Raw genomic sequence first — 23,495 nt, forward strand, 5'->3', positions numbered from 1 at the left:
TCGCTGATCTCTCCCGGCGTTGGGCGGCGCGAGTCAACGATGGATTGCCGAGGGCCTGCACGCCGACGTTACGGATCCAGCTCCGTATCCCAGTAGAGATAATCCAGCCAACTGTCGTGCAGATAGTTCGGCGGGAACAGGCGGCCGTTACGGTGGAGCTGGTGCACGGTCGGCGCGAAGGCGTGCTGGCGTGGAAACATCTTGGCCTGCACCGGCGTCAGGTTGCCCTTGCGCAAATTGCAGGGGGAGCACGCCGCGACCACGTTCTCCCAGGTGGTCTGGCCGCCTTTGCTGCGCGGGATGATGTGGTCGAAGGTGAGGTCTTCGGGCGAGCCGCAATATTGGCAGGCGAAACGATCGCGCAGGAAGACGTTAAATCGGGTGAAGGCAGGGTGGGTGGTCGGCTTGACGAAGGATTTGAGCGAGACGACGCTCGGCAGCTGCATTTGCAGCGTGGGGCTATGGACCGCCTGATCGTAATGCGCGACGATGTTGACGCGGTCGAGGAATACCGCCTTGATCGCGTCCTGCCACGACCACAAAGACAGTGGGTAGTAACTCAGCGGCCGGAAGTCCGCATTCAGCACCAACACCGGCCAATGGCCTTGCGAGACATGTGCGTTCAAGTAACGCTCCTGGCCTCCAATGTACGCTGCGAAGCAGCACGTAACTGACATACTACATGCAGCGTGACGGGATTGTGAAGCCCGTTGAGCGACTTATTCCGGCACAAGCAATGCGGCCGGGGGGTGGCAAAGCGCGCAAAACGCTGTGATTTCCAAGTCCGAGGCCGTTGAGGCAGCGTCATCCTGACAGCGCGACGTGGATGTGCCGAGGCAGCTACTCCCGCACGCGCTCCAGCTTCTGCAAACATCGCGTCGCGCGCACCACGGCCGGCATCTCCTCGTCCGGAAAGCTGGTCTTCCAGTCGGTGACGCCGACCTCGCCGACATAGATGTCGCCCCTGGAATCCAGTGCGATGCCGTGCGGCGCCAGGAACTTGCCGCTCGCAACGCCCGGGCCTTCCTCGCCACCGAGCCGCGCGATGCGGTTGCCCTTGGCGTCCACGATCGAGAGCCGCGGGCCGAGATTGGGCACCTTGCGGTTGACGGCCAGGCCAGGGCCGAGTTCCCCGATGACGAAGGTCGGGCTCTTAGCCCCACCGCAACAGCATAGCGCACAAGGGCGGTGCAGATTGTTCCACTGCGTCTCGTACTTGCCGTTGCCGTCGAACACCTGCACGCGGTGGTTCTCGCGGTCGGCGACATAGACAAAGCCGTCGGCGTCGGTGGCGATGTTGTGCACGATGTTGAACTGGCCGGGATCGGTGCCGGGTTCGCCCCAGCTTGTCATCAGCTTGCCGCCGGGCGTGAATTTGTGCACGCGCGCATTGCCATAGCCGTCGGAGACGTAGATTTCACCCTTCGGCGACAGCGCGGTGTGGGTGCAGCGGTGGAAGGGATCGCCGCTCATGAACGGCGACGGTTTCTCGGGGATGCCGATCGTCAGCAGCACCTTGCCGTCGGTGGTGCACTTGCGCACGGTGTGGTCGCCGTCATCGGTGCAATAGAGATTGTCGTCGGCATCGATGTGCAGGCCGTGGGCGCGCGAGAACAGGCCTTCGCCCCAACTTCGCAAGAAATTGCCCTCGCGGTCCAGCACGACCATCGGATGGGCCCCGCGGTTGAAGACGTAGACGCGGTCCTTGCTGTCGACCGCGACCGAGGCGACGTCGGTGAGCTGCCATCCGTCCGGCAGCTTTGCGAAGTTTTCAACGACGCGGTAGCGGTGCTCGCCGGTGCCGAGAATGGCTGGCATGAATTCTCCTCTTGTTCGTTATCGTGGTGCGACACTGCTTCTACGGTGTTGTTCAAGCGGTGCTCGCCGCTGCCGCTCCAGCCTGCCCCAAAATCCCTTCCTCGATCGCCTTGATCTGCAGCGCCAGATATTTCGAGTTGATCCGGCATTGCGCGAGGCTGCCGGCGATGAACCAGAGGCCGGGCTGCCTGGTGCGCGTATACATGTTACGCAGCTCGAGGCCGTCGCCAAAGCCCCAGATCGGGCCGACCCGGTCGGCGACGGCGTCGCCGAACAGTTTCTGCACCAGATATTCCTGTGTCTTGTAACCGGTCGAGAGCACGATCAGGTCGGCCGAAAGGGTTGTGCCGTCCTTCATGCGAACGCCCTCGGTGACGAAGCTCTCGATGTCGGAAAACTGCCTGAGCTTGATCGCGCCCTCGATGATGAGGTTGGAGCAGCCGACATTGAAATAATAGCCGCCGCCACGGGTGAGATATTTGAACTGCCAGCCGGTGCCGGCCTCGCCGAAATCGAGCTTGAAGCCGACGCGCCGCAACCCGTCGAGCAGTTCCTTGTCGAGCTCCTTCGACTGCTCCGTCAGCATCACATGGGTCTTTTTCGCGAGCGGTGTCGGCATCGAGGTCGCGATCAGATCGTTGTCCTCGAGCGTGCCCTCATTGTAGGTCGCATAAGCGAGTTGGGCCGACGGCTCGATATTGGTGACGAGCGTAGGTGAACGCTGCACCAGCGTCACTTCGGCACCACTGGAGTGAAGATCCTGCGCGATGTCGTGGCCGCTATTGCCGGTGCCGATGACGATGGCGCGTTTTCCTGTCCAGGTCTCGCCGTCCTCGTAGCGGCTCGAATGCAGCAGCGTGCCCTTGAAGTTATCCAGGGTCGGAATGACAGGCACATTGGCGATGCCGCTGACGCCGGTCGCCATCACCACATGGCGCGGGTGCATGATACGCTCACTGCCGTCGGTGTGCCGCAGTGTGACGGTCCAGTGGTCTTTCGCATCGTCGTAGGCGCCGCCCTCGAATTCGGTTCCGGTCCAGAAGTTCAGCTCCATCGCCTCGACGTAAGCTTCGAACCAGTTGGCGAGCTTGTCCTTGGGGATATAGGTCGGCCAGCTCGGCGGAAACGGCATGTAGGGCAAATGATTGACCTGCACCTGGTTATGCAGGGTCAGCGCGTGGTAGCGCTTGCGCCAATTGTCCCCGATCCGTGCCTCGCGATCGACGATCAGGGTGTCGATGTTCAACTGTTTCAGCCGCGCCGCGATCGCGAGCCCGGCCTGGCCGCCGCCGACCACCAGCACGGCGGGATCGCGATCGGCGTACAGCCGTTGCGCAAGTCCAGCCAGTTCGGTCCACGGAAGTCGCGCGAATAGGCCTGGCCGCGCGGCCGCGAGGTGCCGAGCTGCTCCTCGAAGCCCTTGAGCTCGTCGAGCGCGGTGAGGAGCGTCCACGCTTTCAGGCGGTCGCCGTCGGTGGCGTCGGGCACAAGCCTGACGATGCCGCTGCCGCGCCCCAGTGCGGTTTCGAAATTGAAGATCACCTCGATAGTGTTGGTCCCGGCACGCGTCACCCAGCGCGGTGGCGCTCGGTTCGGCGCAATCTTGAAGCTGCCCGGCGCAGCCTTTGCCGCGAGCGTTGTCAGCTCCCGCTTGATCGAGTCGCCGCCGCCGATCGTTTGCAGGTTCCAGCTTAGTGCCAGCACATCGCGCCAATAGCTGTCGGCGAGGAAAAGACGATCCAGCGCAGCGCTATCGGCTGCGCCCAGCGTTAGCTCGACCTCATCGAGCCAGGCTTGCGCGGATGCGACAATGTCCTTGGTCCTGTCCAGCATGCGCGACCTCGTGCCGTCTCCGCGGCGTTTCCTCTACGGTCGAAAGCTATACTGTTTCGCAGACGGCCAATAGCCGATTACCCGAGCAGTGAGAACATGTGGCCCTGCTTCAGCGGAATGCGCTCGTTGAGAGAGACCTGCGGCACCCTCGTGGTGTTCGAGGAGGGGCACGCGAAAAAGGCTCCACCTTGGTGGAGCCTCCCTCGCGCTCTTGGGATTCACTGCCGCTGGCGTGGCGGCGAGCGGAACATCCCTACCTCACCCGCGTGCCGGCGCCGTACAGCTCACGCTCACGGCCGACATCGTCGGGTGACAACGGCGGGCTTGCGGCATCGAAGCCGTTCCAGCCGGATTTTTGCCAGGCGGCGCTCCGTTCCTGCAGGTTCACGGCCTTCTCGTGCAGAAGGGCATCGAGACGTGTGCTGTCCTGGTCGGGTACCCGCGCCGATACCAGCGTTCCGCCGCGACGGACGCCCTCCGCGTAGCGCGACGCATCATCCTTGGAGACGCCGGCTTCGGTCAGCGCGCCAACGATGCCGCCCGTCGCGGCGCCGGCCGCGGCACCAACTGCGGTCGAAGCCAGCCATCCGGCGGCAACCACCGGTCCGAGTCCCGGAATGGCCAGCAGGCCGAGTCCGGCAAGCAGGCCGGCCGCGCTTCCGAGGCCTGCGCCGATGCCGGCACCCGTGCCGGCACCTTCGGCGCGATCGTCGACGCCGTCGCGATCACGGTCAACCTTGCCGGTGGAGGAGCCGTACCAGTTATCGGAATTGTTCGCGACGATGCTGATGTCGGAGTGCGGCACGCCCGCGGCCTCCAGACGCCTGACCGCACGTTCCGCATCCGAATAGGTGTCATAGAGTCGAGAAATAGTGGTCGTCATGTTTCATCCTCCTTACTTGGCGGGGTTCACGTTGCCTTGGAAATCGACGCTCACGTCCGCCTTGGTCCCGGCCTTGTCGGCCTTGCCGCGCCAGACGCCGTTGTCGTCCTTTTGCAGTCCGGAAACATTGGAATAACCCGCGCCCTCGATCTTCGACTTCGCCTGGCCCTCGGTGAAGCTGTTGCGGCCCGCGACCGGTGCGTTGGAGTTGTTGTGATCAGAGCTGTTGACGGCGTTGTTGCCCGGCCCGCTCTGCGCAGGCTGTGACTGTGCACTGACAGGCGCTGATCCGAGCAGCAGCAGAGCTGCGGCGAGCATGGTGAGACGAGACATTTTTTATTCTCCGGCTGTTGATTGTGCCGGTCGACAACAGGCGAGATTCGAATTGGTTGCTCTTCCATTTGCGACGGAAGCGCGCGTCTTCAATCTGCCGAATATTGGAGAGGCGCAGGAACGATTGCCACTCGTTCCCGTTTATGCGGTCCCGCACTCTCGGACGGCGTTGCCTGTCCTCACATCGTCCAATAGGGCTCCCGCAGCTTGCGCTTGAGAATCTTTCCCGTGGCCTCGCGCGGCAGCGCGTCACGGAATTCGACGTCCTTTGGCACCTTGAAATTGGCAAGCCGCCCGCGCAGGAACGATCGGACGGCGTCGGCCGAGAGCTCGGCATCCGATTCAGGCTCGACAAAGGCGCACAGCCGTTCGCCGAATTCCGCGTCGGGGATGCCGAACACGGCACAGTCGCGCACGCCGGGCATTCCGATCAGCACGTTCTCGATCTCGGCGGGATAGATGTTGACGCCGCCGGAGATCACCATGTCGCGCTTGCGATCGCACAGGAACAGATAGCCGTCCGCGTCGAGATAACCGACGTCGCCGACGCTGACCAGGCCGTCACGGCCGGCTTCGGCCCTTGCCTGCGACCTGCCGTGATAGTCGAAATCGGGCACTGACGTCTGGCGCATGTAGATTTCGCCGACTTCGTTTGCACCGCACGGGCTGCCGTCATCGCGGAAGATCCTGACGATGCCGCCTTCGATGGGGCGGCCGACCGTGCCAGGCTTCTTCAGTGCTTCCTCGGCCGAGTGCCACACCGGGATCCCGGTCTCGGTGGAGCCGAAATATTCGTTGATGACCGGTCCCCACCAGTCGATCATGGCGCGCTTGACGTCCGGCGGGCAGGGGGCGGCGCCGTGCACGACGAAACGCAGCGACGACAGGTCGTAGCGCTGCCTGACCGCTTCGGGCAACCGCAGCAGCCGGACGAACATGGTCGGTACCATGTGAATGTGCGTGACGCGGTGGCGCTCGATCAGCGCCAGCAGCTCCTCGGCATCGAACCGCGCCTGGAGGATGATGGTGCAAGCGCTGCGGAACGCCAGCATGCCGTAGGAATGCGGCGCCGAGTGATACATCGGGCCGTTGATCAGCACGATTTGGTCTTCCCGCGGCTTGATGCCATAGGCGATCCCGCCCACGCGTTCGGAGGCGGCCGCCTGTTCGGGCTGCATCGGCATGCGCCGCACGCCCTTCGGCATGCCCGTGGTGCCGGATGTATAAATCATCGCTGCGGCCCGCCGCGGCGGCTCCTGCGCTTGCGGATGGTCGTCGCGCCAGCGGTCCCAATCGGTCAGTCCCACCGGGATCTCGGTCAGTTCCCCAGGGATCGAAAAGGTCGCTGCGAGTTCGGGCGGCGTCGCGACGACCAGGAGAAGGACATCCGCCGGTACGCCGTCGCGGATCTGCGGCAGCAAATCCGCGTGGCAGACCAGGATCTTCGCCCCGCTGTCGGCCAGGATGTAACGGACCTCCTCGGCCTTCAAATGCCAGTTGATCGGCACCACCGGACTGCCCAGCGCGGCCGAGGCCGCAACCACCTCGAACAGAGCGAAATCGTTGCGCAGCATCATCGCGACCGGCGCGGCCTCGGCAAGCCCCAGGGCGCGGAAGCCGCTCATCGCCCGCCTGATCCGAGCCCGGATGTCGTCATAGCTGATCTGGCGTTCGCCGCTGATGATCATGGCGTCTCCTCATCCCGCTCGTCTAGCGATCATCCAGCACGTCGCCGAAGCCGACCCAGCTCTTGCCATTGAAGCGCCGGAGCTGAAGCTGCTGGAACGGCAGATAGTCGTCGGGGCCGGTCGTAACCGCCATTCCCGGCAGCAGCAGCGGCAGCTTCACATCCTTCAACGAGGCCGCCTGGCGCATGATGTTGTCGCGGCTGATATCATCCTTGCACCCCTTCAGCACCGTCATCAGCAGCGTGGCATAGTGATAGCCCGCGGCGTAGTTGGAGTTGGAGAGGTCCGCGGCCGGCATGTAGCGCTTCATGAAGGCGAAGTATTCCTTCACGCCGGGATCGTCGACCCATTGCGGGTCCATCGTGTCCTTCTGATTGCTCGACGAGATCAGGCCGACCGCGTTGTCGAGCCCTGCCGGTTCCAGGAAAGAGATCGACGACGCCGAGGTCGGCACGAAGAACAGCTCCGGCTTCCAGCCGATCTCGGCCACGCCCTTGACCATTTGCGAGGTGAACTTGCCGAGCACGACGCCGAACAGCACGTTGGCGCCCGAGGCCTTCAAGGTCGAGAGTTGCGAGCTGATCGTCGGCGCGCTGGTCTCGTAGCTCGCTTCCGCGATGATCATGCTTGCGGCCTTAGGCCCGAGCGCTCGCTTGAAGCCGGCGACATAGTCGCGGCCGAAATCGTCGTTCTGCGAGAGGATCGCGATCCTGGCGTTGGGCTTGGCCTGCAAAATGTATTTGGCATAGACCACGCCCTCGGATTCGTAGGCCGCCATGCCCGGCATGGTCCACGGGTTCTTCTGCGGATCGGCCCATTTGGTGGCGCCGGAGAGCACGAACAGCTGCGGCACTTTCTTGGCGTTGAGATAGCGCTGCACGGCGCTGTTGGTGGCGGTGCCGAGCGAGCCGAACATCATCAGCACCTCTTCTTGCTCCACCAGCTTGCGGGTCTGCTCGACGGTCTTCGGCGGCGAATAGGCGTCGTCCAGCGTGATGAACTTGACCTTGCGGCCGTTGATGCCGCCTTCGGCATTGACCTTCTCGAAGAACGCTTCCTGCGTCCGTCCGATCGCGCCGAAGCCGGAGGCCGGGCCGCTGTAGGGCAGGGTCTGCCCGATGCGGATCTCGTCGCTGCCTTCGGCATGGGCGCTGCCGCCGGCGAGCATCAGCAACGACATCCCGATCAGTGCGGCTGCCAGCTTCATGGTGTCCTCCCGTTTTATTGTCGGTCCGAGACGTCAGGCGCTGACGCGCATCAGGAAATCCTGTCGGGCCTGGTCGAATTCCCGTTTCATCCGGTCGACGAGCTCGGCGACCGGCGGCGCGTCGGCGATCTGGCCGATACCCTGGCCCGAGCCCCAGATGTCGCGCCACGCCTTGGACTTCATGTTGCCGCCGGAGCCGAAATTCATCTTCGTCTTGTCGGCCGCCGGCAGATTGTCCGGATCGAGCCCGGCCGCGGCGATCGAAGGCCCGAGATAGTTGCCGTGCACGCCGGTGAAGAGGTTGGTGTAGACGATGTCATGCGCGGTGTGCTGCGTCAGCGCCGACTTGTAGGCTTCGTCAGCGTTGGCTTCCTTCGTCGCGATGAAGCGCGTGCCCATATAGGCGAGGTCGGCGCCCAGCGTCAGCGCGGAGGCGATCGCGAAGCCGTCGCTGATTGCGCCCGACAGCAGGATCGCACCGTCGAACCATTGTTTGACCTCGCGTACCAGTGCGAAAGGCGAGAGCGTTCCTGCATGTCCTCCAGCGCCGGCGCAGACCAGGATCAGACCGTCGACGCCCTGCTCGGCGGCCTTGCGCGCGTGCTTGACGTTGATGACGTCGTGGAACACGAGGCCGCCGTACGAGTGTGCGGCCTCGACGAGCTCGGCGGGCGGTCGCAGCGAGGTGATGATGATGGGCGCCCTGTGCTTCACACAGGTCTCCATGTCCTTCATCAGCCGGTCGTTGGAGGCGTGGCAGATCTGGTTGACGGCGTAGGGTGCGACCTTCTTGCCGGGATTGCGCGACTTGTATTCGCCGAGTTCGTCCTCGATGCGGCTCAGCCATTCGTCGAGCTTTTCCACCGGACGGGCATTGAGTGCCGGAAACGAGCCGACCACGCCGGCCTTGCACTGGGCGATCACCAGCTCAGGGCCGGAGACGAGGAAGAGCGGCGAGCCGACCACGGGCAGCTCGAGCGAATCCTTCAAGAGAGCGGGCAGCGCCATGATGTCCTCCCGGAAACGCAGCCCGCCGGCAGGCGGATGACGAGGCGTTTCCTTCTTTGATTGTCGCGGGCGAGTTGCCGCCCATGTTTCATTTGACGTCATTATAGGGGTTGGAGTGGGGCCTCTTATCGTTCAATATTGAACGGACGACTTTTCAGATTTGAACAGAGGCCGCTCATGGACTGGGACCTTTGCAAGACCTTCCTCGCGGTCGCCGATACCGGCAGCTTCACCGGCGCGGCGCGCCGGCTGCACAGCAGCCATCCCACCGTCAGCCGCAAGATTGCGGCGCTGGAAGCCCAGCTCGGCACCAGGCTGGTGGCGCGTGCCGCCGACGGCCTTGCGCTGACGGCGGATGGACGGACGCTGCGCGAGCACGCCGAGGTAATGGCGGCGGCCGCGCTGCGGGCGGAGACGGCAGTCTCGGCCGGAGGGCATAAGGCGCGCGGGACCGTCAAGCTATCGATCGGCGCAACGCTGGCCTCGCATTGGCTGATGCCGCGCCTGCCTGCGTTCCTGCGCGCGCACGATCACGTCCAGCTCGAGATCATCACCCATCCGTTTCCGGCGAGCGTGCGCCGGCGCGAGGCGGACGTGGTGTTGCGGCCCTTCGACAGCGGCGAGGAAAATCTGGTCGGCCGCAAGATCGGCCGTCTCGGCACGGGATTCTACGCCTCGCGCGGCTACGCCGGCGGGCGGTCCTTGCCGGAACGGCGCGGCGAGTGGAAGGGGCACAGCGTCATCGGTTTCGCCGATCAGACCTCCAATCTCCAGCTTGCGCGCTGGAGCGACGTCGTCACGCGTCAGGCCTGGGTGGTGATGCGCTGCTCGTCCCAGGGCGACATGCTGGCGGCGGTCCGCGCCGGACTCGGAATCTCCGCCCTGTCGTGCTTTGTCGCCGAAAGCTATCCCGATCTTGTGCGTGTCGCGCCGCAGAAGCTCGCCAGCGTGGCGGACCTGTGGCTGCTCGCCCATCCCGACCTCGTCGAACTGCCGGCGGTGCGGGCCGTCATCGACTTCGTCGCCGATTGCGCCCGGACCGATCGCGTCGGGCTGCGGGGCTAGAGCGTGTTCGAGCGAAGTGGACACCGGTTCGCGTCAAGAAAACGCGTCAAAACAAAACACTAGAGCCCCGTTCCGATTCCATCGGAACGGAACTAGCTCTAGGTTGATCCCGCGATGACGCCTTCGCGTTTTTTCACCGCGCGATAATAGCTCCACCACAGATGTGCCGCCGCTCCGCGCAGGGGGCGCCAGGGTTCGGCGAGCGGCGCCATCTGCTTCTCCGTTGGCCGCGCCTGCAAGCCGAGCCCGATGCGGATGCCTTCCTGCACGGCGAGGTCGCCGGCCGGCCAGGCGTCGCCATGGCCGAGGCAGAACAGCAGATAGACGTCCGCGGTCCAGGGTCCGATGCCGGGCAGTGCGATCAACGTGTGATGCGCGGCATCAGCGTCTTCTTCCGCGAGCACGTCGAGGTTCAGCCGTTCTGCGGTGATCTCGCGCGCGAGATGTTTCAGCGTCTTGATCTTGGCGGCGGACAGGCCGAGCCGCCCCAGCCGGTCGGTGCGGGCGCGGCGGACAGCCTCGTGGTCGAACGGATCGAACGCGGCGGACAACCGTCCCCAGATCGCCGCGGCGCTCGCAGTCGAGAGCTGTTGCCCGCAGACGATGTGGGCAAGCCCCGCAAAACCCGGCTCGCGCCGCCGCAACGCCGGCATGCCGGCAGTCGCCAGCACTGGCTTCAGGCGCGGATCGCGCTTGACCAGCGCGTGGACGGCCTCTTCGAGATCGGATTGGGTTTCGAGGTGGATGGTCATGGCAATCGTCAACTCTCTCCGGCGTCATGGCCGGGCTTCCACCCGGCCATCCACGTCTTTCCAACGTGCATCATTGTTAGCACGGCTGGTGATCATCGCATTCTCGGGGACCTTGACACGATCGGTGCGCCGCTCCGAAGAACGTGGATGGCCGGGACACAGGCGAGCGGAAGCGACGCCATCCGTCTAGACGGCTATGCCCGGCCATGATGAGTTCCGAAGCATGTCGCCACCCGTTTTCCGATTTGCCCCCAGCCCGAATGGCTACCTGCATCTCGGCCACGCTTATTCCGCGCTGCTCAATTCCGACCGCGCGCGCGAGACCGGTGGGCGGCTGTTGCTGCGGATCGAGGACATCGACGCGACGCGTTGCCGGCCGGAATATGAGACAGCGATCTACGAAGACCTCGCCTGGCTCGGCATCGCCTGGGAGACGCCGGTGCGGCGGCAGTCGGAGCATCTCGATGCGTATCGGACGGCGCTGGACAGGCTCTTGGCGCTCGGCCTGGTCTATCCAGCCTTCGAAAGCCGCGCCGAGATCGCAAGGCTGGTTAAGGCGCGTGAAGCGGATGGGCCGTGGCCGCGCGATCCCGACGGCGTGCCGCTCTATCCCGGCGCCGCCAGATCGCTGTCCGCGGACGAGCGCGACCGCCTCATCGACACCGGTGCGCCTTACGCGCTTCGGCTCGACATGGCAGCCGCCTGCCGCCGCGCTGTGGGCCTGAGCTGGAACGAACTGGGCGAGGGGCCGGATGGTGAGCGTGGCGTCGTCCCGGCGCGGCCAGAAGCCTGGGGCGACGTCATTGTGGCCCGCAAGAAGACGCCGACGAGCTACCATCTGTCCGTTGTTGTCGACGATGCGCTCCAGGACATCAGCGAGATCGTGCGGGGCCAGGACCTGTTCCACGCCACTTCGGTCCACCGTCTGCTTCAGGTTCTGCTCCACCTGCCCGAACCCGTCTACCGCCACCACGGGCTACTTCGCGACGAGCGCGGCCGGAAGCTGTCGAAATCAACCAGCTCGACCGGCCTTCGTGAACTGCGCCGGCGGCGCCACGCCGGCCGGTATCCGCCGGTTGGTGGGATTAGGTTAAGTTTCTCTGGGGGTTAGCCAAACGGCGCCGTGACTCCGGGTGTTCCGCCGTGCCATGCTCGCCTGACAGCGCGGGGTTCGAAGGGGATACTTCGAAGGGGAGTTATGGCGGCGAAAACGCGCGCAGCGCGCACTACGGGGACGTCCAAGCGAGTGGCTCGGAAGCGCTCCGGGCCGACTGCCCGGTTGCGCAAGCGCAGCACCAAGCGGGTCGAGCTGGACGTCGTCCAAGCCGCGCTTGCCGCCTTTGCCCATGAGGTCCGCACCCCCCTGACCGGCATTCTCGCGATCAGCGACCTGCTCGCGACTTCGGATCTCGGGGAACGGGAAAGACGCTGGGCCGACACGATCAAGGCCGGGGCCGAGCATCTGGCGAACCTTGCCACCCTGTTCGTCGATGCCGCCCGAAGTGGCAAGGGGACCGGGAAGGGGGTCGGGGGTGGAAGCTCGCTGCGGCAGGATTTGTTCGACCTGCGGACGCTCGCCCGCAACGCCGGCGATTCGCTGGCCGGTCGCGCCGCGGCCAAGGGTCTCCAGGCTGAGGTCGATATCTCGGAGAAGCTGCCGGGGCTGGTGGTCGGTGATCCCGTCCGCCTGCGCGCCGCGCTCGAGAACCTGATCGACAATGCCGTGAAATTCACCGAGCACGGCGGCGTGGCGCTCACGGTCGCGCCTTGGCGTTCCGTCAAGAGCAAGGACAAGACCAAGAGCAAAGGCAAAGCAAAGGGCAAAGGCAGCGTCGGTGTCGCCTTCGCGGTGTCCGACAGCGGCATCGGCCTCACCATGGCCGAGATCAAACGGCTGTTCCGGCCGTTTACCCAAGCCAATGTCACCATTGCCTCGCGCTTCGGCGGCGCCGGACTGGGCCTGTCGTCGGTGAAGCAACTGGCGCGGGCGATGGGCGGCGACATCACGGTCGCGCCTCGGCCCGGCGGTGGCGCCACCTTCACATTGACGGTGTCGGTGTGTGCCACGGGATCGGGCAAGTCCCGCAAGTCGAAGGGCGAAGCCGAGATGGATGCGGTTCCGGCGCTGCGCTTGCTCAGCGTCGAGGACAATCCGTTCGGCCGCGTTGTGCTCAACACCATCCTGACCGAACTCGGTCATCATGCCGAGTTCATCGGGCGCGGCGAGGACGCGGTGAACCGGCTCGCGCAGGGCGCCTTCGACGCGGTGCTGATGGATATGGTGCTGCCGGGCATCAATGGCGTCGAGGCGATCAGGCGGATCCGCACCATGGCGACGCCGCTGGCTCAGATCCCCATCATCGGGGTGTCAGGTCGGGGCGAAGATGAAGTCGCCTCACGCGAGGCCGGCGCCGACGCCTTTCTGGTCAAGCCTGTGTCTCCGCGGGCGCTAGCGACTGCGCTGCTTGCAGCGACACGCCGTGAGGAAGCCGCGACTTGATGATCGCGGCGTTGAGCTCGCCGCCGTAAACGAAGATCGCGGCGATGAAATACAGGAACACCAGCGCGATGATCACCGAGGCGAGCCCCGCATACATCGTCACGTAATTATTGGCGAAGCGCGCCAGATATTGCCCGAACACGATGCCCGAGATCAGCGACGCCACGATGGTGAAGACGATGCCGGGCAGGATCTGGAGGAACCGGCGCCGTCCCGCCGGCAGCCAGGTATGCAGGATCATCAGCGCCACCACCAACGCGCCAACGGTGATGCCGTAGCGCAGCCAGGTGAGGATCCTCTCGTTGGATTCAACGAACAGCGGGATGTGCGCACGCGCGGCCTCGATGAGCAGCGGCCCGAGCACGATCAGGAATGCCATGGCGAGCGCGGTGAAGGCCGCAATCAGCGTGTAGGCGATCGATTCCAGCCGTAGCCAGTACCAGGGCCGCATCTCCACGACCGCATAGGCGCGGTTCAGTGCGACCCGCAGCGCCTCGACGCCGTTGGAGGCGAAGTAGACCGACAGCACCGCGCCGATGGTGAATAGGCCGGTGCGGGTCGTGGTCAGCACGTCGTGGACTTCCCCCGAGATCGAATCCGCGACCTGCTTGGGCCAGACCTGGAGCATGAGGCTCGCAGCCTGATCGGCGAGTTCCTTGGAGCCGAAGAAGCCGGCGAGCGATGTCAGGACGATCAGGAACGGGAATAGCGCCATCAGCGTCGACAGCGCGATGTGGCTCGCGATCGCCCAGCCGTCATCGGCGAGGAACGTGTAGAACGCGTCCATTACGACAAGGTAGATGGTGCGGATTGCCTTCACGCACCACCTGCACTGCTGTTGCTGCTTCCGCTTCCCGCGCGCGGGAAACGCATTCCGACCTCTCCCCGCAGGCGGGGATAGGTCAAGAGGATAGGCAATTGGCGCAAATCCAGATTCATCCAGCTAGCTTCTGATATTATTGGCTTAAAAGCCAGATCGGGAACGCCATGGCGGACCGGCGCGGAGGGTGTTATTTACCCTCGAATGGCATCTCTCCTGAGTACTTTCATCCTGCCGATTGCGGTCGGCGCCGTGGCGTTGGTGCTGCTGCTCGGTCTCATCAACATGATGCGCGGCGGCTCGCCCAACACCTCGCAGAAGCTGATGCGCTGGCGCGTGCTGCTTCAGTTCGTGGCGATCGTCATCGCGATGGCCGCCGTGTGGGCGATGGGGCGTTAACATGGTCGTGCTCAACCGCATCTATACGAAAACCGGTGACGACGGCACGACAGCGCTCGGCTCGGGCGAGCGCCGGCCGAAATACGATCTGCGCATCGAGGCCTATGGGACTGTCGACGAGACCAATGCTGCGATCGGCGTGGTCCGGCTTCACACCGGGGATGCGCCCGAGCTCGACGCGATGCTTGGCCGCATCCAGAACGATCTGTTCGACCTCGGCGCGGACCTCGCGGTGCCCGAACGTGAGGGCAAGGCGGAGCGGCTGCGGGTGGTGGCAAGCCAGGTCGAGCGGCTCGAGCGCGACATCGACGCGCTCAACGACAAGCTGGCACCTCTGACCTCCTTCGTGCTGCCGGGCGGCACGCCAGCCGCCGCCTACCTCCATGTCGCCCGTACGATTTGCCGCAGGGCGGAACGCGTGATGGTGGAACTGGCGGCCCGGCCGGAAGAACCTGTTGGTGCCGCTGGCATCCAGTATATGAACCGCCTGTCGGACTTCCTGTTCGTGGCCAGCCGCGCGGTCAACGAAGACGGCGCCGGCGACGTGCTCTGGGTTCCGGGCCAGAATCGCTGACCCATTGGGCCGCGCATTTCTGGGCGCCAAAATTAGACCCCTTCGCGCGTTGACCGGGCCGGATCAGGCCTTTAGGTTCCGCGCCAGTTGATAACCCCCTCCCAGATTGAGTGAAAGAGGATCGATGAAGGTCTTGGTGCCGGTAAAGCGGGTGGTCGATTACAACGTCAAGGTCCGCGTCAAGAGCGATGGATCGGGTGTTGAACTCGCCAACGTCAAAATGTCGATGAACCCGTTCGACGAAATTGCGGTCGAAGAAGCGCTGCGCCTGAAGGAAGCCGGCAAGGCGACCGAAGTCGTGGTGGTCTCGATCGGACCGGCGCAGGCGTCGGAAACGATCCGCACCGGTCTCGCCATGGGCGCCGATCGCGGCATCCTGGTGAAGGCCGAGGGTGCGGTCGAGCCGCTCGCGGTCGCCAAGATCCTGAAGAAGATTGCGGACGAAGAGCAGCCGGGCCTCATCATTCTCGGCAAGCAGGCGATCGACGACGACAGCAATCAGACCGGCCAGATGCTGGCCGCGCTGCTCGGCTGGTCGCAGGCGACCTTCGCCTCGAAGCTCGAGGTCGAAGGCAGCGACTTCAAGGTCACCCGCGAAGTCGACGGCGGCTTGCAGACCGTGAAGCTGAAGGGACCGGCGATCGTCACCACCGATCTCCGTCTCAACGAGCCGCGCTACGCCTCGCTGCCGAACATCATGAAGGCCAAAAAGAAGCCGATTGCGGACAAGACTGCCGCCGATTATGGCGTCGATCTCACCGCGCGCCTCGAGGTTCTCAAGACGACCGAGCCGGCGGGCCGCAAGGCGGGCGTCAAGGTCAAGGACGTCGCCGAGCTGGTGTCGAAACTCAAGAACGAAGCCGGGGTGCTCTGATGACGACGCTTCTGATTGCCGAACACGACAATGCGTCGCTCAAGGATGCGACCAACAAGGCCCTGACCGCGGCGGCCGCGCTCGGCGCGGACGTCGAGGTTCTGGTGGCCGGCGAGAACGCCAAGGCCGCGGCGGACGCCGCCGCAAAGCTCGCCGGTGTGAAGAAGGTGCTGCTCGCCGACGGCGCGCTTTACGCGCACGATCTGGCCGAGCCACTGGCCGCGCTGATCGTCTCGCTGGCGCCGTCCTATGACGCCATCGTCGCGCCCGCGACCTCGCGCTTCAAGAACGTGATGCCGCGCGTCGCGGCCCTGCTCGACGTCATGCAGGTCTCGGAGATCACCAAGGTGATCGCCCCCGACACCTATGAGCGCCCGATCTACGCCGGCAACGCCGTCCAGACGGTGAAGTCGAAGGACGCCAAGAAGGTCATCACGGTGCGCACCTCCACCTTCGCCGCAGCGGGTGAAGGCGGCAGCGCGTCGGTCGAGAGCGTCGCGGCGGCGGCCGATCCGGGCCTGTCGTCCTTTGTCGGCGAGGAGGTCGCGAAGAGTGACCGTCCCGAGCTGACCTCGGCCAAGATCATCGTCTCCGGTGGCCGCGCCATGCAGAGCCGCGAGAACTTCGCAAAGTACATCGAGCCGCTCGCCGATAAACTTGGCGCCGGTGTCGGCGCTTCGCGTGCGGCGGTGGATGCGGGCTATGCGCCGAACGACTGGCAGGTCGGCCAGACCGGCAAGGTCGTGGCCCCCGAGCTCTATGTCGCGGTCGGCATTTCCGGCGCGATCCAGCATCTGGCCGGCATGAAGGACTCCAAAGTGATCGTCGCGATCAACAAGGACGAGGACGCGCCGATCTTCCAGGTCGCTGATTACGGCCTGGTCGCCGACCTCTACCAAGCGGTTCCGGAGCTGACGGCCGAACTCGGCAAGCTCGGCAAGTAAAACGCGCTAAACACCGGCCGGAGCTATAAACTCCGGCCGGTGTTGCTTTTTGAGGCGTTTTCTTTGGCGCGGGACACGCCTTCGAAGCGATCCAATCTAGGTTTCGAGGCCGGGTTCTGATTAAATCAGACCTCCCGGCTCAGGGGGATAGGCAGGCGCGGTTGATAGCGCGCCGTTCCGGTGGATGACATTATGGCGGCAGTAATCAAGAAGGTCGGCGTGATCGGCGCGGGGCAGATGGGCAATGGCATCGCGCATGTCGCTGCGTTGGCCGGCTTCGACGTGGTGCTCAACGATATTTCGACCGACCGCCTCAAGTCAGGCATGGCCACGATCAACGGCAATTTGACGCGCCAGGTCTCCAAGAAGGCCGTCAGCGAGGACGACAAAGCCAAGGCGATGGCGCGTATCGTAGCCGGCGAGAAGCTGGACGATCTCGCGGACTGCGATCTCGTGATCGAGACCGCCGTCGAGAAGGAAGAGGTCAAGCGCAAGATTTTTCACGATCTCTGCGCTGTGTTGAAGCCCGAGGCGATCGTCGCTTCCGATACTTCCTCGATCTCGATCACGCGGCTGGCCGCCGCCACTGACCGGCCCGAACGCTTCATCGGCATTCACTTTATGAATCCGGTGCCGTTGATGGAACTGGTGGAGTTGATCCGCGGCATCGCCACCGACGACCAGACCTTCGAGGCGTCAAAGGAATTCGTAGGCAAGCTCGGCAAACAGGTCGCGGTCTCCGAGGATTTCCCGGCCTTCATCGTCAACCGCATCCTGCTGCCGATGATCAACGAGGCGATTTACACGCTGTACGAAGGCGTGGGCAACGTCGAGGCGATCGACGCGGCGATGAAGCTCGGCGCGCACCATCCGATGGGCCCGCTGGAGCTCGCTGATTTCATCGGCCTCGATACCTGCCTGTCGATCATGCAGGTGCTGCATGAGGGCCTCGCCGACTCCAAGTACCGCCCGTGCCCGCTGCTGGTGAAATACGTCGAGGCGGGCTGGCTCGGTCGCAAGACCCAGCGCGGTTTTTACGACTACCGCGGCGCCAAGCCGATTCCGACGAGATAAGGGGTTTCGTGCCGGGACATTGCGCAGCGCGTTAGCGATACGCAGCAGAGCCGGGAGACGGAGAAAGCCTACCTTACGGCGACTCGCGACAATTCATGTCCCGTTAACCGCCCGCCTCTAGGTTACCGCCGGTACGAGGGTTTGCGTAATGGACATGATGGCGATGGTCAGCAGCATGCTGGCCTCTCAGCAAGGCGCGCTGCAGTCGAATATCTCGGCGACGCTGATGAAGCAGAACGCGGATGCGGAGAAATCCACCGTCCTGACGCTGCTCGGCGCCGGACAGCCCTCGCTTGCCAATGTCGGCGCTGGCGTCGGCAGCAACCTCAACGTCACCGCCTAAAACATCATCGCTTAGAACGACGCTGCGGCTTTGCCCGTCGCAGCCCGGATCAGCTTGAGCGCATCCTCGCTCGCCCATTCCGCCGGCCCCGCGATCGTCGCGATCTCGCAGCCTTGAGGATCGACCAGCACCGAGGTGGGCATGCCCAAGGCCCGGCCTATCGCCTTAAGATCCTGAAAAACCTTGGCTTTCTGATCGCTGAAATAGCCGAGCCTGATGAGATTGGCCTCTTTCAGAAACGTCTTGGGCTTCTCGGGGTCGCGGGTGTCGATATTGATCGCCACCACCTCGAAATTCGGGCCCGAAAGTTTGCCCTGGAGCTCGTCCAACGCCGGCATTTCCTTGCGGCAGGGCACGCACCAGGTGGCCCAGAGGTTCACCAGCAGCGTCTTGCCGCGGAAATCCGACAGCTTCTTCGGCCTGCCGTCGGCGTCCTCGAAGGCCAGGTCCGGCAGCTTTAGCGGTGCGGTCGCCATGGTCAGCGCCGCCACCTCGCCATGGGCAAGCGGCGCGATCTTCTGTGCGGTGTTCACCGCGGCCCGGCAGGCGGGATCGCCGGAGGGGGCCCGGCCCAGGCCCAGCCCGTACAGCGCGGCAAAGCCAGCCAGGCCCCCGACCACCACGGTGGCGATGACCACGGGGATACGGCGCGTGGCCGACCGTGCTGTCCTTTGGTCGAGCCTGTCGTTGGGGTCGAGCATATCGTTTGTCATCCGGTCGCAGATATGGCTATCAGAGGCCTCTTAATACGGCTGGCAGCCGTCAGCAAACGTGCGGCGGCCACAGGCAAGGCGTGAGCAGGGGATCATGAGCAACAAGATGTGGGGCGGCCGGTTCTCGGAACGTCCCGACGAGATCATGGAAGAGATCAACGTCTCCATCGACGTCGATCGTCACCTCTTTGCCCAGGACATTGCCGCGTCCAAGGCCCACGCCGCGATGCTGGCCGCGCAGGGCATCATCACGGACTCTGATGCGAAAAATATCGGCAAGGGTCTAGACACGATTTTGTCAGAGATCGGCAAGGGCGCCTTCGAATTCAAGCGCGCGCTCGAGGACATTCACATGAATGTCGAGAGCCGCCTGTCCGAGCTGATCGGCCCTGCCGCCGGCCGCTTGCACACCGCGCGCTCGCGTAACGACCAGGTCGCGACCGATTTCCGTCTCTATGTCCGCGATGTCCTCGATGAGACCGACGCCTCGCTCGCCGCGTTCCAGCAGGCGCTGGTCGAGCGCGCGCTGGAGCACGCCGGAACGGTCATGCCGGGCTTCACGCATCTGCAGACCGCGCAGCCGGTGACCTTCGGCCACCATCTGCTCGCCTATGTCGAGATGGCCGCGCGCGATCGCGGCCGTTTCCAGGACGCGCGCAAGCGGCTGAATGAGTCCCCGCTCGGAGCTGCAGCGCTCGCCGGTACCTCGTTCCCGATCGACCGTCACGCCACGGCGAAGGCGCTCGGTTTTGACCGTCCGATGGCGAACTCGCTCGATGCGGTCTCCGATCGCGACTTCGTGCTGGAGACGCTGTCGGCGGCCTCGATCTGCGCCGTGCACATGTCGCGCTTTGCCGAGGAGATCGTGATCTGGACCTCGCCGCTGGTCGGCATGATCCGCCTCAGCGACAAGTTCACCACGGGATCCTCGATCATGCCGCAGAAGCGCAATCCTGACGCCGCCGAGCTGGTGCGCGCCAAGACCGGCCGCGTCATCGGCGCGCTCAATGGGCTGCTGATCGTCATGAAGGGCCTGCCGCTCGCCTATCAAAAGGACATGCAAGAGGACAAGCAGGGCGCCATGGAAGGCTTCGCCGCGCTGTCGCTCGCGATCCGCGCCATGACCGGCATGGTCCGAGATCTCGTGCCTGATGAAGCGAAGATGAAGCTTGCTGCAGGCGAGGGCTACGCCACCGCGACCGATCTTGCCGACTGGCTGGTGCGGACGCTGAAGATGCCGTTCCGCGAGGCCCATCACGTCACCGGCCGCATCGTCGCGAAAGCCGCCGAGGGCGGCGTGGCGCTGCACGAGCTGCCGCTGAGGGAGATGCAGGCAATCGAAGCGAAGATCACGAAAGACGTGCTTGGCGTGCTCTCGGTCGAATCGTCGGTGAAGAGCCGGACCAGTTTCGGCGGTACCGCGCCGAAGAACGTGGCATCGCAGGCCAAGGCCTGGCTGAAGCGGCTGGAAAAAGAGCGAAAATTGGGCTGAGGAGCAAAATTTCGCTTATGTTTCATGGTCATCCGGGTCTCGCCAGAGCGCGCCAATCTCTGTATGGTGCGCCGCGCGTAGTGGGGATTTCGTCGTGACGTCAAAGTTTCGCCCGGCCGGCTCGGGGTGGGCCATCATTGTCTTGAGCCTGACGGCGCTCGCGCTTGCCGGCTGTGGCCGCAAGGGCCCGCTGGATCTGCCGCCGACCGCCTCCAGCGCGTCAACGGCCAACGTCGCGCCGCCGACCGATACCGAGACCGAAGCCCAGAAGACGCCGAGCGTGTTCAACCCCACCTATGGCGCGGACGCCGCACCGGCGGCGACCAAGGGCAGGAAGAAACCGTTTATCCTCGACCCGCTCCTGGACGAAAGACCCAGCCGATAGGCTGGGGCAACTGAGCCAACGCCATGAATCATTTTGACTATCGCAACGGCGTGCTGCACGCCGAGGCGGTGAACCTGTCCGAGCTGGCTGCAACCGTCGGCACGCCGTTCTATTGCTATTCGACCGCGACGCTCGAGCGGCACTATCGCGTTTTCACCGACGCCTTCGCGGGCGAGAAGGTGCTGGTCTGCTACGCCATGAAGGCAAATTCCAACCAGTCGGTGCTGCGCACGCTGGCCAGGCTCGGCGCCGGCGCGGACGTGGTGTCCGGCGGCGAATTGAAGCGCGCGCTGGCCGCCGGCATTCCAGCAAGCAAGATCCTGTTCTCCGGCGTCGGCAAGACGGAAGCCGAGCTGCGCGCTGCGCTGGCGGCCGACATCCTCTGCCTCAATGTCGAATCCGAGCCCGAGCTCGAGCTGCTGTCGCGCCTTGCGACCGAGACCGGGAAGACCGCGCGGATCTCGATCCGTGTCAATCCTGACGTCGATGCCGGCACGCATGCGAAGATTTCGACCGGCAAGTCCGAGAACAAGTTCGGCATCCCGATCGCGCATGCCCGCGAGGTCTATGCCCGCGCCGCGAAGCTGCCGGGCATCGAGGTCACAGGCACCGACGTGCATATCGGCAGCCAGATCACCGACCTCTCCAAGATGGAGATCGCGTTCCGCATCCTCTCCGAATTCGTGCAGACGCTGCGTGCCGACGGCCACAACATCTCGCATGTCGATTTCGGCGGCGGTCTCGGCATTCCCTATTACATGGACCGCGAGGCGCCGCCGGCGCCCGACGCCTATGCCGCGATGGTCAAGCGCGTCAGCCACAATCTCGGCTGCACGCTGATGTTCGAACCGGGCCGCATGATCGTCGGCAATGCCGGCATCCTGGTCGCCAAGGTGATCTATGTGAAGCACGGTGACGGCAAGAATTTCGTCATCATCGACGCCGCCATGAACGATCTGATCCGCCCGACGCTGTACGAGGCCCATCACGACATTCTGCCGGTGACGCAGCCTGCGACGGGGGCCGCGACCATCATGGCCGACGTCGTCGGCCCGGTCTGCGAGACCGGCGACTATCTCGCACTCGATCGCACGCTACCGACGCCAAAGCCCGGCGACCTCATCGCCATCATGACCGCCGGCGCCTACGGCGCAGTGCAGGCCGGCACCTACAATACGCGGCCGCTGGTGCCCGAAGTGCTGGTGAAGGGCGACCAGTACGCGGTCGTGCGTCCGCGCATCGAGGTCGAGCAATTGATCGCGATGGATACGCCGGCGCCGTGGCTATGAGGCTGTGATTGTCCACGATGAGCGCAGCTAGCGCTGCGCCCATCGCTGCATTGACCCTACTTCTTGAACCGGTCCCTGATTGCGGCGAGGCCGGAATCATAGACGCCGCCGAGGGCATCGACCGCTTCCTTCTCCCGCCCCGGGTCGGGCGTGTAGATGCCGGTCCATGTCACCACCGATGCGCCTTCACCCTTTGCCGTGACCTTGATGGTCGACTTGTACTGGCTCACCGGCAGTGGGCTCGACAGGAACGCGTAGGAATAGCTGTAGTCTTTGTCGTTCCGCGCAGTCTGCGTCTCCACGAACGAGGCCTTGCCGTCCCTGGTGACGAGCGTCCGGGTTGGCGGCGACTTGCCGTCCGCAATGCACTGCCCCACCGGCGGCAGCCAATCCTTGATCGCGCAGAACGGCCCGATGACGGACCACACCTCGGCCGCAGCACTGCTGACCTCGATGCTCCTCGTCAGATTGGCTGCGGACGCCGGCATGACGCCGACGCCCAGGCCGAGGGTGCAAATCGCGGCGCTGCGAACCGAAACGAGCAATCTGGAAGCCGTTGAATCGTATTTCTTCATGGTAATCTCCTGTGTCCGGCGGGCCGCGATTGCGGCGGCCGGCTTGCCAATGCCGGTCGAATAGACGCTCACCACGGTCCGCGGCCAGTTCAGAGAATGAATCGCTGCTGATACAGAAACTGAACTAGGAAGCCGCGCGCCGCGGCCCTAAGGTTGCGCCTTCGCTTGTCACGGAGGCCCGCATGACCATCGGCAGCTACAGGCAGTTCTGTCCGGTCGCGATGGCGGCCGAGATATTGTGCACGCGCTGGACCGTCGTGCTGCTACGTGAACTCGTCGCCGGCTCGACCCGGTTCAACGAGTTGCGCCGCGGCGTTCCCCGCATGTCGCCTGCGCTGCTTTCCCAGCGCCTCAAGGAACTCGAAGCTGCAGGCATCATCATCCGCCAGCCGTCGGCTTCCGAGCGCGGCGTGATCGAGTATCAGCTGACCGCTTCCGGACGCGAACTCGGCCCCATCGTCGAGGCGTTCGGCATCTGGGGCCAGCGCCGCATCGAGTCGGATCTGTCGCTTCAGCATCTCGATGTCCAGCTGTTGATGTGGGACATGCGGCGGAATTTGAACACGACGCCGATGCCGACCCGCCGCAGCGTGCTGCAGTTCGCGTATCCGGAATTACCTTCGACGCAGCGATTGTGGTGGCTGATCGTCGATCCCGACGACAGTGTCGACCTCTGCTCGATTGATCCCGGTTTCGACGTTGACCTTTACGTGTCGGTTGATCTGCGCACCATGACGGCGATCTGGATGGGACTCGATTCCGTGCGGGCGGCCGCCGCAAGCCGGCGGATGCTGCTCACCGGCGATCGGCAGCTTGCCGCGGCCATGCAAAGTTGGCTCGGCCTTAGCCCGTTCGCCAAGGAACGCAAGCTGGCGAGCTGATCCAGGGCGGCGCAATTCAGTATTTGTATCGCCCCGCTACAGTTC

The 23,495-nt window shown here is 64.4% G+C and carries 23 protein-coding genes and 2 pseudogenes; 13 read left to right on the forward strand and 12 right to left on the reverse strand.

Translation table 11 applies throughout. From position 1 onward, the window contains the following. Positions 1–68: 68 nt before the first annotated feature. The 8 genes and pseudogenes from IVA93_RS03620 to IVA93_RS03655 form a co-directional block, all read right to left on the reverse strand. Entirely contained in the window at positions 69–626 is a 558-nt protein-coding gene (locus IVA93_RS03620; protein ID WP_007597381.1) for an HNH endonuclease, read from the reverse strand. Between the two features lie 214 nt (positions 627–840). Next, positions 841–1,818 carry a peptidyl-alpha-hydroxyglycine alpha-amidating lyase family protein gene (locus tag IVA93_RS03625; protein WP_018453226.1) on the reverse strand — a complete coding sequence of 326 codons (978 nt, stop codon included), beginning with the start codon at positions 1,816–1,818 and terminating at the stop codon, positions 841–843. Positions 1,819–1,870: 52 nt separating this feature from the next. After that, positions 1,871–3,651 (reverse strand): annotated as a pseudogene (locus tag IVA93_RS03630) (flavin-containing monooxygenase). Positions 3,652–3,904: 253 nt separating this feature from the next. Further along, the gene (locus IVA93_RS03635; RefSeq protein ID WP_018453227.1) at positions 3,905–4,534 is read right to left on the reverse strand and encodes a general stress protein; all 630 of its coding nucleotides are present in this window, start codon (positions 4,532–4,534) and stop codon (positions 3,905–3,907) included. A 12-nt stretch (positions 4,535–4,546) separates the two neighbouring features. Further along, positions 4,547–4,867, reverse strand: coding sequence for a hypothetical protein (locus IVA93_RS03640; RefSeq protein WP_026232489.1), 321 nt, complete (start codon positions 4,865–4,867; stop codon positions 4,547–4,549). A 179-nt stretch (positions 4,868–5,046) separates the two neighbouring features. Beyond that, the gene (locus IVA93_RS03645) at positions 5,047–6,555 is read right to left on the reverse strand and encodes an acyl-CoA synthetase (RefSeq protein ID WP_018453229.1); all 1,509 of its coding nucleotides are present in this window, start codon (positions 6,553–6,555) and stop codon (positions 5,047–5,049) included. A gap of 22 nt (positions 6,556–6,577) precedes the next feature. Further along, complete coding sequence (locus IVA93_RS03650) at positions 6,578–7,762, reverse strand: ABC transporter substrate-binding protein (RefSeq protein ID WP_018453230.1); 1,185 nt, start codon at positions 7,760–7,762, stop codon at positions 6,578–6,580. A gap of 33 nt (positions 7,763–7,795) precedes the next feature. Next, on the reverse strand, positions 7,796–8,770 hold the full coding sequence (locus IVA93_RS03655) for an NAD(P)H-dependent flavin oxidoreductase (RefSeq protein WP_018453231.1): 975 nt from the start codon (positions 8,768–8,770) through the stop codon (positions 7,796–7,798). 177 nt (positions 8,771–8,947) lie between these two features. Between IVA93_RS03655 and IVA93_RS03660 the strand changes: the two genes are divergently transcribed. Next, a complete protein-coding gene (locus IVA93_RS03660) occupies positions 8,948–9,835 on the forward strand; it encodes a LysR family transcriptional regulator (protein ID WP_018453232.1) in 888 nt (295 codons plus the stop codon). A 98-nt stretch (positions 9,836–9,933) separates the two neighbouring features. Here IVA93_RS03660 and IVA93_RS03665 read toward each other — a convergent pair whose 3' ends face one another. Beyond that, positions 9,934–10,587: a DNA-3-methyladenine glycosylase family protein gene (locus tag IVA93_RS03665; protein ID WP_085361089.1), complete on the reverse strand. Its 654-nt coding sequence runs from the start codon at positions 10,585–10,587 to the stop codon at positions 9,934–9,936. Positions 10,588–10,810: 223 nt separating this feature from the next. Between IVA93_RS03665 and gluQRS the strand changes: the two are divergent. Both gluQRS and IVA93_RS03675 read left to right on the forward strand, forming a co-directional pair. Further along, positions 10,811–11,681 (forward strand): annotated as a pseudogene (gluQRS, locus tag IVA93_RS03670) (tRNA glutamyl-Q(34) synthetase GluQRS). A gap of 104 nt (positions 11,682–11,785) precedes the next feature. Next, positions 11,786–13,087 (forward strand): ATP-binding protein, encoded by a 1,302-nt coding sequence (locus IVA93_RS03675; RefSeq protein WP_026232491.1) that lies wholly within the window; start codon positions 11,786–11,788, stop codon positions 13,085–13,087. Here the strand turns inward: IVA93_RS03675 and IVA93_RS03680 are convergent. Beyond that, the gene (locus IVA93_RS03680; RefSeq protein WP_026232492.1) at positions 13,014–13,907 is read right to left on the reverse strand and encodes a YihY/virulence factor BrkB family protein; all 894 of its coding nucleotides are present in this window, start codon (positions 13,905–13,907) and stop codon (positions 13,014–13,016) included. The two genes, IVA93_RS03675 and IVA93_RS03680, sit on opposite strands and share 74 nt — an antisense overlap. Before the next feature lie 204 nt (positions 13,908–14,111). Between IVA93_RS03680 and IVA93_RS03685 the strand changes: the two genes are divergently transcribed. The 6 genes from IVA93_RS03685 (at position 14,112) to IVA93_RS03710 (ending at position 18,115) form a co-directional block, all read left to right on the forward strand. Continuing rightward, a complete protein-coding gene (locus IVA93_RS03685; protein WP_018453237.1) occupies positions 14,112–14,306 on the forward strand; it encodes a twin transmembrane helix small protein in 195 nt (64 codons plus the stop codon). A gap of 1 nt (position 14,307) precedes the next feature. Continuing rightward, complete coding sequence (locus IVA93_RS03690; RefSeq protein WP_018453238.1) at positions 14,308–14,880, forward strand: cob(I)yrinic acid a,c-diamide adenosyltransferase; 573 nt, start codon at positions 14,308–14,310, stop codon at positions 14,878–14,880. 124 nt (positions 14,881–15,004) lie between these two features. Next, positions 15,005–15,754 (forward strand): electron transfer flavoprotein subunit beta/FixA family protein, encoded by a 750-nt coding sequence (locus IVA93_RS03695; protein ID WP_018453239.1) that lies wholly within the window; start codon positions 15,005–15,007, stop codon positions 15,752–15,754. Then, complete coding sequence (locus IVA93_RS03700; protein ID WP_018453240.1) at positions 15,754–16,698, forward strand: electron transfer flavoprotein subunit alpha/FixB family protein; 945 nt, start codon at positions 15,754–15,756, stop codon at positions 16,696–16,698. Before IVA93_RS03695 ends, IVA93_RS03700 begins: the two co-directional genes overlap by 1 nt. Positions 16,699–16,890: 192 nt before the next feature. Then, positions 16,891–17,772 (forward strand): 3-hydroxybutyryl-CoA dehydrogenase, encoded by an 882-nt coding sequence (locus IVA93_RS03705; protein ID WP_018453241.1) that lies wholly within the window; start codon positions 16,891–16,893, stop codon positions 17,770–17,772. Between the two features lie 148 nt (positions 17,773–17,920). After that, the gene (locus IVA93_RS03710; protein ID WP_007615312.1) at positions 17,921–18,115 is read left to right on the forward strand and encodes a hypothetical protein; all 195 of its coding nucleotides are present in this window, start codon (positions 17,921–17,923) and stop codon (positions 18,113–18,115) included. Positions 18,116–18,126: 11 nt separating this feature from the next. On the opposite strand, the gene tlpA is transcribed toward IVA93_RS03710, so the two are convergent. Continuing rightward, positions 18,127–18,816 (reverse strand): thiol:disulfide interchange protein TlpA, encoded by a 690-nt coding sequence (gene tlpA, locus IVA93_RS03715; RefSeq protein ID WP_026232493.1) that lies wholly within the window; start codon positions 18,814–18,816, stop codon positions 18,127–18,129. Between the two features lie 106 nt (positions 18,817–18,922). On the opposite strand from tlpA, the gene argH reads away from it, so the two are divergent. The 3 genes from argH to lysA all read left to right on the forward strand — a co-directional run bounded on the left by argH (position 18,923) and on the right by lysA (position 21,994). Next, complete coding sequence (argH, locus tag IVA93_RS03720) at positions 18,923–20,320, forward strand: argininosuccinate lyase (protein WP_018453243.1); 1,398 nt, start codon at positions 18,923–18,925, stop codon at positions 20,318–20,320. Between the two features lie 94 nt (positions 20,321–20,414). Continuing rightward, a complete protein-coding gene (lptM, locus tag IVA93_RS03725; RefSeq protein WP_007615309.1) occupies positions 20,415–20,705 on the forward strand; it encodes an LPS translocon maturation chaperone LptM in 291 nt (96 codons plus the stop codon). A gap of 23 nt (positions 20,706–20,728) precedes the next feature. After that, complete coding sequence (lysA, locus tag IVA93_RS03730) at positions 20,729–21,994, forward strand: diaminopimelate decarboxylase (RefSeq protein WP_018453245.1); 1,266 nt, start codon at positions 20,729–20,731, stop codon at positions 21,992–21,994. 56 nt (positions 21,995–22,050) lie between these two features. Here the strand turns inward: lysA and IVA93_RS03735 are convergent, their stop codons facing one another. Beyond that, a complete protein-coding gene (locus tag IVA93_RS03735) occupies positions 22,051–22,569 on the reverse strand; it encodes an SRPBCC family protein (RefSeq protein WP_026232494.1) in 519 nt (172 codons plus the stop codon). A gap of 182 nt (positions 22,570–22,751) precedes the next feature. Between IVA93_RS03735 and IVA93_RS03740 the strand changes: the two genes are divergently transcribed. After that, entirely contained in the window at positions 22,752–23,450 is a 699-nt protein-coding gene (locus tag IVA93_RS03740; RefSeq protein ID WP_018453247.1) for a winged helix-turn-helix transcriptional regulator, read from the forward strand. The last annotated feature ends 45 nt before the right edge of the window (positions 23,451–23,495 follow it).

The sequence above is a fragment of the Bradyrhizobium sp. 155 genome (assembly GCF_023101105.1).
Lineage (GTDB): Bacteria > Pseudomonadota > Alphaproteobacteria > Rhizobiales > Xanthobacteraceae > Bradyrhizobium > Bradyrhizobium canariense_D.

Excerpts from the sequence above, each read along its gene's own strand:
- IVA93_RS03635 (WP_018453227.1), bottom strand. The coding sequence starts at position 4,534 with ATGACGACCACTATTTCTCGACTCTATGACACCTATTCGGATGCGGAA.
- IVA93_RS03650 (WP_018453230.1), bottom strand. The coding sequence starts at position 7,762 with ATGAAGCTGGCAGCCGCACTGATCGGGATGTCGTTGCTGATGCTCGCC.
- IVA93_RS03675 (WP_026232491.1), top strand. The coding sequence starts at position 11,786 with ATGGCGGCGAAAACGCGCGCAGCGCGCACTACGGGGACGTCCAAGCGA.
- IVA93_RS03640 (WP_026232489.1), bottom strand. The coding sequence starts at position 4,867 with ATGTCTCGTCTCACCATGCTCGCCGCAGCTCTGCTGCTGCTCGGATCA.
- IVA93_RS03710 (WP_007615312.1), top strand. The coding sequence starts at position 17,921 with ATGGACATGATGGCGATGGTCAGCAGCATGCTGGCCTCTCAGCAAGGC.
- IVA93_RS03660 (WP_018453232.1), top strand. The coding sequence starts at position 8,948 with ATGGACTGGGACCTTTGCAAGACCTTCCTCGCGGTCGCCGATACCGGC.
- IVA93_RS03695 (WP_018453239.1), top strand. The coding sequence starts at position 15,005 with ATGAAGGTCTTGGTGCCGGTAAAGCGGGTGGTCGATTACAACGTCAAG.
- IVA93_RS03690 (WP_018453238.1), top strand. The coding sequence starts at position 14,308 with ATGGTCGTGCTCAACCGCATCTATACGAAAACCGGTGACGACGGCACG.
- IVA93_RS03665 (WP_085361089.1), bottom strand. The coding sequence starts at position 10,587 with ATGACCATCCACCTCGAAACCCAATCCGATCTCGAAGAGGCCGTCCAC.
- lysA (WP_018453245.1), top strand. The coding sequence starts at position 20,729 with ATGAATCATTTTGACTATCGCAACGGCGTGCTGCACGCCGAGGCGGTG.
- argH (WP_018453243.1), top strand. The coding sequence starts at position 18,923 with ATGAGCAACAAGATGTGGGGCGGCCGGTTCTCGGAACGTCCCGACGAG.
- IVA93_RS03700 (WP_018453240.1), top strand. The coding sequence starts at position 15,754 with ATGACGACGCTTCTGATTGCCGAACACGACAATGCGTCGCTCAAGGAT.
- IVA93_RS03655 (WP_018453231.1), bottom strand. The coding sequence starts at position 8,770 with ATGGCGCTGCCCGCTCTCTTGAAGGATTCGCTCGAGCTGCCCGTGGTC.
- IVA93_RS03625 (WP_018453226.1), bottom strand. The coding sequence starts at position 1,818 with ATGCCAGCCATTCTCGGCACCGGCGAGCACCGCTACCGCGTCGTTGAA.
- IVA93_RS03705 (WP_018453241.1), top strand. The coding sequence starts at position 16,891 with ATGGCGGCAGTAATCAAGAAGGTCGGCGTGATCGGCGCGGGGCAGATG.
- IVA93_RS03645 (WP_018453229.1), bottom strand. The coding sequence starts at position 6,555 with ATGATCATCAGCGGCGAACGCCAGATCAGCTATGACGACATCCGGGCT.
- IVA93_RS03740 (WP_018453247.1), top strand. The coding sequence starts at position 22,752 with ATGACCATCGGCAGCTACAGGCAGTTCTGTCCGGTCGCGATGGCGGCC.
- IVA93_RS03685 (WP_018453237.1), top strand. The coding sequence starts at position 14,112 with ATGGCATCTCTCCTGAGTACTTTCATCCTGCCGATTGCGGTCGGCGCC.
- IVA93_RS03735 (WP_026232494.1), bottom strand. The coding sequence starts at position 22,569 with ATGAAGAAATACGATTCAACGGCTTCCAGATTGCTCGTTTCGGTTCGC.
- tlpA (WP_026232493.1), bottom strand. The coding sequence starts at position 18,816 with ATGCTCGACCCCAACGACAGGCTCGACCAAAGGACAGCACGGTCGGCC.